The organism is Promineifilum sp. (SeqCode) (assembly GCF_041918635.1).
In the GTDB taxonomy this organism is placed as follows: domain Bacteria; phylum Chloroflexota; class Anaerolineae; order Promineifilales; family Promineifilaceae; genus Promineifilum.
In genome coordinates, this window is record NZ_JAYRVJ010000359.1 from 1 (window position 1) to 6679 (window position 6679).

Genomic DNA, 6679 nt, shown 5'->3' on the forward strand with positions numbered 1-6679 from the left:
TACCGCGAGCACTACCACCCCAAGACGGCCGAGTTGATCCAACGCGGGCAGCGGGTGAGCGAGGCGGCCTACCGGCAGGCGCTCGATGGCCGCGCGCAGTTACGCGAAGCGCTCCACAGGTTGATGGACGAGCAGGGGATCGATCTATGGCTCGCCCCGGCGGCCGTTGGCCCCGCCCCGCGCGGCCTCGCCAGCACCGGCGACCCGGTCATGGCCCTGCCCTGGACACATGCCGGGCTGCCGGCCATCTCCCTGCCGGCCGGGACAGACGCGGAGGGGTGGCCGATGGGGGTTCAGGTGGTGGGGCGGTTGGGGGAGGATGAACTGGTGTTAAGCGTCACGTCTCATCACTCCTTCGATAGTGCGTGTTCCGGCCCCTTTGCGTCCCCGCGCCTTTGCGATAAAACATACTGGACACCGTCCGCTTCCAGGTGGCGTCATGGACTCGGCCCGGCAGCCAACAGATGTATTGCCCATCCGACTGCGCCTGTTCGGCGAATTCGAGCTTGTCCGCGAGGGGCAGCCGCTCCGCCTGCCCACGCGCAAGACGGAACTGCTGCTGGCCTACCTCGCCCTCGCGCCCGGCCCCCACGGCCGCGAGAAGCTGGCCGCTTTGCTGTGGGGCGACACGCCCGACGAGCAGGCCCGCGGCTCGCTGCGTAAGGCGCTGACGGCGCTGCGCCGGGCGCTCGGCCCCGACGCCATCCTGGCCGACCGGCAGGCTGTCCGGCTCAACCCTGACTACCCGCTGTGGGTGGACGTGAGGGCCTTCGAGCGGCCAGCCGCCGACCGGCCGCCCTTCCCGCTTGGCGAAGCCGAACCGGCCGACGAGTCGCTGGCGGCGCTCGACCTCTATCGGGGCGAGTTGCTGAGCGGCTACTACGACGACTGGATCATGCCCCTGCGCGAGCACTACCATGCCGCCTACCTGGAGCAAACGCTGGCGTTGTGCCAGGCGATGCGGACGCGCAGCGATTACCGGCGGGCCATTGTCCTGGCCCATCGCGCGCTCGACGCCGACCCGGCCAACGAGCGCGCCCACCAACACCTGATGTTCTGCTACCTCGCCGCCGGCCGGCGCAGCGAGGCGCTCCAGCAGTATGAGACGGCCCGACGGCTGCTGTGGGAAGAACTGGCGGTCGAACCAGGCCCGGAGACGACCGCGCTCTACCGCTGGATTCAGCGCGGGCCGGGCGCCCGCCCCGCGTCCGAGGCGCTCATCACCAACCTGCCCATCCCCCTGAGCAGCTTCATTGGGCGGGCGAACGAGACGGCGCGCATCAAACGCCTGCTGACGGCCGGCGACGCCCCTCTCTCTCCGGCGGGGCAGGCCACGCCGCCCGTCCGCCTGATCACGCTGACCGGGCCGGGCGGCAGCGGCAAGACCCGCCTTGCCATCCAGGCCGCGACCGACCTGATGGACGCCTTCCCGGATGGGGTGTGGTGGGTGGAGTTGGCGGCGCTCAACGACGACGCCCACGTGCCGCCAGCCGTAGCCAGGGCGCTGGGCGTCCCCGAGTCGCCGGATGAGCCGCTGCTGACCACGCTCGTCGCTGCCTTGCGCGCCCGGCGGCTGCTCGTCCTGTTGGACAACTGCGAGCACCTGATCTCCGCTTGCGCGGCGCTGGCCCAGACCCTGCTGGACGGCTGCCCCCATCTCCAGATCGTGGCGACCAGCCGTCAGGCGCTCGGCCTCATCGGCGAGATCGCCCTGCCCGTGCCCCCGCTGGCCGTGCCGCGCTACGCCCGCTGGCCGCTACTCGGCGCCATGCTGAACTTCGAGGGTATCCGCCTGTTCGTCGAGCGAGCGGGGGCGGTCAATCCTGGCTTCGCGCTGACCGACGAGAACGCGCAAGCCGTCCGGCAGGTGTGCGCGCGCCTGGACGGCATCCCCCTGGCTATCGAGCTGGCCGCCATGTGGATGAAGACCCTATCGATCGAAGAGCTGGCGGCGCGGCTCGACGACCGCTTCGACCTGTTGCATCTGGGCAGCCGCACCGCCCCGCCGCGCCACCAAACCCTGCGCGGCGTCCTCGACTGGAGCTACAACCTGCTGGCGGAGCCGGAGCGGGCGCTGCTGCGACGGCTGTCGGTTTTTGCCGGCGGCGGCACGGTAGAGGCTGTGCGGTCGCTCTACGACGATGCGCCCGATGGCCCGTCGCCCCCCGCGCTGCTCGACCTGCTCAACCGTCTGGTGGACAAGTCGCTGCTGATCGCCGAGCAGGCGCGCGGGCGGACGCGATTCCAGATGTTGGAGACGATCCGCGAGTATGGGCGCGAGAAGCTCCGGGCGGCGGGCGAAAGCGACGGAGTACGCGGGCGCCATCTGGACTGGTTCGTCCGGCTGGCGGAAGAGGCTGAGGTCGGGCTGCGCGGTACGGAACAGATCGAATGGCTCGAACGGCTCGACGCGGAATTGGACAACCTGCGCGCGGCGCTGGAGTGGTCGCTGACGCGCGATGTGGAGCGCGGCCTGCGGCTGGCCGGGGCGCTAACCTGGTATTGGAACCTGCGCGGCCATTGGAGCGAGGGGCCGGCGTGGCTGTCCAGGCTGTTGGCCGCCCCCCTACTCGCCAGATCGCCGGGCTTTGCGTCGGCGCGGGCGAAAGCGCTGACCGCTGCCGCCAGCCTCGCCTTTTGGGGCAGCAACGACTATACCACGGCGCGGCGCTGGCTGGAGGAGGCCATCGCCCTCTATCGCGCCGGGTCGCCCGCCGACCGCTGGGGATTGGGCGACGCGCTGGCGCTCTACGGCGAAGTGCTCAGGCAGCTAGGGGAACCGGCCGCGGCGCGAACCGCACTGGAAGAAAGCCTGGCTATCGGCGAGTCCCTGGGCGAGGAAGGACGATGGATTAGCGCCTGGGTCTGGGTGGGTCTGGCCGACATCGCCGACGCGCCGGTTGAGCGCCAGGTGGGACTGGAGCGAAGCGCCGATCTCTTTCGCACGCTTGGCGACCGGGCGCAGTTGCCGGTGGTGCTGGCCCGGCTGGCGTGGTTCCACCTGAGCCAGGGCGCCTATGCCGCGGCCGAGGCGTATGCGCGGGAGAGCGTTGTCCTGACCGACCAGATGGGCGACATCATGGGCGCGGCCTGGATGCTCAAGCTCAACGGCGACCTGGCCCTGGCGCAGTCGGATTACGCCCAGGCCGCCGCCCACTATCGGGCCGCCCTGGAGCGGTTCAGGATATTGGGGACCAAAGTGGGCATCGCCAATGCGTTGTACGCATTGGGTGAGGTCCACCTGGCGGAGGGGCGGGATGGGGACGCCCGCGCCATGTGGACGGAAGCGCTGGCTCTCTATACCGAGCTGGAAAGCGCCAAAGCGCGGCAGTATCTCCTGGAGCGCCTGGAACGCCTCGAAGGCAAACCCGGGTAAGTCTATCCCCTCAATAACCTCTTCTTTTCTCGCTTCCCGCGGCATTTCCCGATTATTTCACGATGGGATGCTAGAGTGAGGCCACTTACTCAATCCGGCGGCGGACGCCTCCGCCACCACATTTTGCCAGAGGAGGCATATCATGAAGAAGTATCTCGTTGTGATCGGTGCATTGCTCGTCCTGCTGCTGTCGGCCTGCGGCGGCATGGCCCAGAACGAACCGGACCCCGTCACCGTCGTGCAGGAGTTCTACACGGCCATCGCGGAGAAGCAACTGGAAACGGCCATGAGCCACGTGGCCGACGACGCTCTATTCATTAACCCGACCGGAACTTTCACCGGCAAGGACGAGGTTCGGGAAAATATCAGCGCGCTCATCGACGGCGGTTTTGTCTTCGAACTGAGGGATCTCGTGAACACGAACGGCAAGGTGAACTACGGCTATACCCTCTACATCGGCGGCGAGGCCGTGGAGGAAGGCGACAACGGCGTGACGATCGTCAAAGACGGCAAGGTTGTGTTTGACGGCCTGGAAGAGGGCATCCCCGCCGCCTTGCGGTGAGCCGGCGGCCCACTTATGACGCAACGGCCGGGCGCTTTCGCGACGACTGCGCCCGGTCGGACGATCTCCCCATCGCTGGGCCAATGGGCCGGGATTCAACTCGTGAGGAATACCATGCGGGCATCTACTGAATTGCGCAACATCATCGAGGGCTGGTTCGAGTCGGTCGCCAAAGGGGACTTGTCCTGGGCCGAGCGGCACATCTCGCGGCGGGCCGGCGTCCGTCTGGTCGGCACCGACCCCGCCGAATGGTTGGAAGGGCCGCAAGTGGCCGAGTTCCTGAAAGAGGAGGTGAAAGCGCTGGGCAACGTCGTTCAGGTCTCCTGCCGGGACACCGAAGCGTACCAGGAAGACTCGGTCGGCTGGGGGTTATCTACGCCCATCCTGACCCTGCCCAACGGCAAGCAGATCGCCCCCCGTTGGAGCGCGGTCTTCCACCAGGAGGATGGCGAGTGGAAGCTGGTGCAACTCCACGCCTCGGTTGGCGTCGCCAATGAGGCGTTGTTGGGAATGGAGGGGTGAAGAGGCGGGGGAGCAGGGGGGCAGGGGAGCGGGGGTGAAAGAGCCGCTGGTCAAAAATCTCTTTTCACCCCTGCTCCCCCGCTCCCCTGCTCCCCTGCTCCCCCGCATTCTTTGCGTCCCCGCCCCTTTGCGCTAAAACAAAGGCATGATCCCAACCACCGCCGACATCGTCATCTGTGGGGCCGGCATTGCCGGCGTCTCCGCCGCCTACCACCTGGCTGTCCGCCACGGCGTCGCCAACGTACTGCTGGTCGAAGAGCGCTCGCCGCTGACGCTGACCAGCGACAAATCGACCGAGGCTTACCGCAACTGGTGGCCCGGCCCCGGCGACGCGATGGTGCGCTTCATGAACCGCAGCATCGACCTGCTGGAAGAGCTGGCCGCGGCCAGCGACAACTACTTCCACCTGAACCGGCGCGGCTACGTCTTCCTGACCGCCGACCCGGCCAAGGCCGACCTCTACCGCCGGTCGGCCGAGGAGAGCGCGGCGCTGGGCGCGGGCGAGTTGCGCGTCCACCGCGGCTGGCCCGACGATCCTCCCTTCCCGCCCCACGCCGTCGAGGGGTACGCGCCCGAACTGGGTGGGGCCGATTTGGTGCTCGATCCGGCGATCATCCGGGCGCGCTTCCCCTTCGTCACGCCCGACGCCGTCGCCATGCTCCACCCGCGCCGCTGCGGCTGGCTCAGCGCCCAACAGCTCGGCATGTGGCTGCTGGACGAGGCCAAGCGGCATGGGGTGCGCTTCGTGAGCGGTCGCGTGGCGGCTGTGGATACGACCGGCGGCCGGGTGAACGGCGTCACCCTCCAGGTGGATGGGCAGGCGCATCAGGTGCAGACCCGCGTCTTCGTCAACGCCGCCGGGCCGCTGGTGGACAAGGTAGGGGCGCTGCTGGGCGTCGAGATACCCGTCTTCAACGAACTGCACGGCAAGGTCGCCATCAACGACCCGCTGGGCATCGTGCCGCGCGACGCGCCTCTGATGATCTGGAGCGATCCGGTGGCGCTGCCCTGGCGCGAGGAGGAGCGCGCCGAGCTGGCCGCGGCCGAGGAGACGCGCTGGCTGACCGAGCCGTTCCCGGCCGGCGTCCACTTCCGGCCGGAGGGCGGGCTGGGAGCGCAGACGCTGCTGATCCTGTGGACGTACGACATCAAGCCGACGCCGGCCGTGTGGCCCACCCGCTTCGAGCCGGAGTACGCCGAGGTGGTGGTGCGCGGGCTGGCGCGGATGGTTCCGGGACTGGCCGCCTACGCCGGCAACTTTGGCCGGCCCTATGTGGACGGCGGCTACTACTGCAAGACGCGGGAGAACCGGCCGCTCATCGGCCCGCTGCCGGTGATGGGAGCCTACCTCTTCGGCGCGCTGTCGGGCTATGGCATCATGGCTTCGCAGGCGGGGGCGGATTTGCTGGCGGCCTATATTGCCAGGAGCGCTTTGCCAGAATATGCATCTGCCTTCGCTCTGGGGCGGTACGAGGATCCGGCGTATCGGGCGCTGCTCGATGGCTGGGATCCGACAACAGGGCAGTTATAGCGTTTGCACCGCACAGGAGTCACTTGGCGGAGGGAAGGGGATGGGCAATGGCGGGTGGCGCAGGAGTTGATGACTGCGGATGTTCAGGTAACGTGCGCCGATGGAGTGCTCCTAAGGAAGCCGGTTGCCTTGGAGATGATCGGCAGCGAGTGTTACCCGACATATAGAGCATTGTTGGAAGTTGAGATCCGAAAACAAGGCAGTTGTAGAAAGGAATCGCAATGTTCGACGTCAAACCCCTCACTCAGGAGCTTCTGCCAGACGTGGAAGCGCTGTTCGCCACCAGCCGCGAAACGCATGGCTGCTGGTGCATGTGGTTTCTCATCCCTTACAAGGAGTACAAGGCCGGAGGCCCGGAAGGGAACCGCCGCGAGTTCATCGAGCTAATAGAAGCCACCCCATACCCCATCGGCCTGTTGGCCTATCGCGAGGGCGAAGTCGTCGGCTGGTGCGCGGCCGGCCCGCGCTCCCGGTTCGTCCGCGCCCTAAACGTGCCGTCGTTCAAGGGACGCGATCCGTCTGAGGACGACAGCGTCTGGATGGCGCCCTGCTTCTACGTCCGCAAGGATGTCCGGCGCGAAGGGGTCAGCCGGGCGTTGCTCCAGGCCGCGGTCGCGCTGGCGCGTGAGCACGGCGCGGCGGCCATCGAAGGCTTTCCCTTTGCCAGCGGGGTCAAGGTCGGCCGGGA

General features: G+C 67.9%; 5 protein-coding genes and 1 pseudogene. All 6 read left to right on the top strand.

The annotated features are described in order from the left end of the window. Nucleotides 1-33: 33 nt before the first annotated feature. Nucleotides 34-321, top strand: a pseudogene (locus ACE3UY_RS11355) (amidase family protein); the annotation flags it as partial. A 118-nt stretch (nucleotides 322-439) separates the two neighbouring features. Further along, complete coding sequence (locus ACE3UY_RS11360) at nucleotides 440-3376, top strand: BTAD domain-containing putative transcriptional regulator (protein WP_374687642.1); 2937 nt, start codon at nucleotides 440-442, stop codon at nucleotides 3374-3376. A gap of 142 nt (nucleotides 3377-3518) precedes the next feature. Further along, nucleotides 3519-3938, top strand: a complete 420-nt coding sequence (locus tag ACE3UY_RS11365; protein ID WP_374687643.1) for a nuclear transport factor 2 family protein — start codon at nucleotides 3519-3521, stop codon at nucleotides 3936-3938. Between the two features lie 15 nt (nucleotides 3939-3953). After that, the gene (locus ACE3UY_RS11370; protein WP_374687644.1) at nucleotides 3954-4460 is read left to right on the top strand and encodes a nuclear transport factor 2 family protein; all 507 of its coding nucleotides are present in this window, start codon (nucleotides 3954-3956) and stop codon (nucleotides 4458-4460) included. Nucleotides 4461-4605: 145 nt separating this feature from the next. Then, a complete protein-coding gene (locus ACE3UY_RS11375) occupies nucleotides 4606-5991 on the top strand; it encodes an NAD(P)/FAD-dependent oxidoreductase (RefSeq protein WP_374687645.1) in 1386 nt (461 codons plus the stop codon). A gap of 221 nt (nucleotides 5992-6212) precedes the next feature. Continuing rightward, nucleotides 6213-6679: GNAT family N-acetyltransferase (locus tag ACE3UY_RS11380; RefSeq protein ID WP_374687646.1), on the top strand; the 467-nt coding region annotated here is incomplete at its 3' end.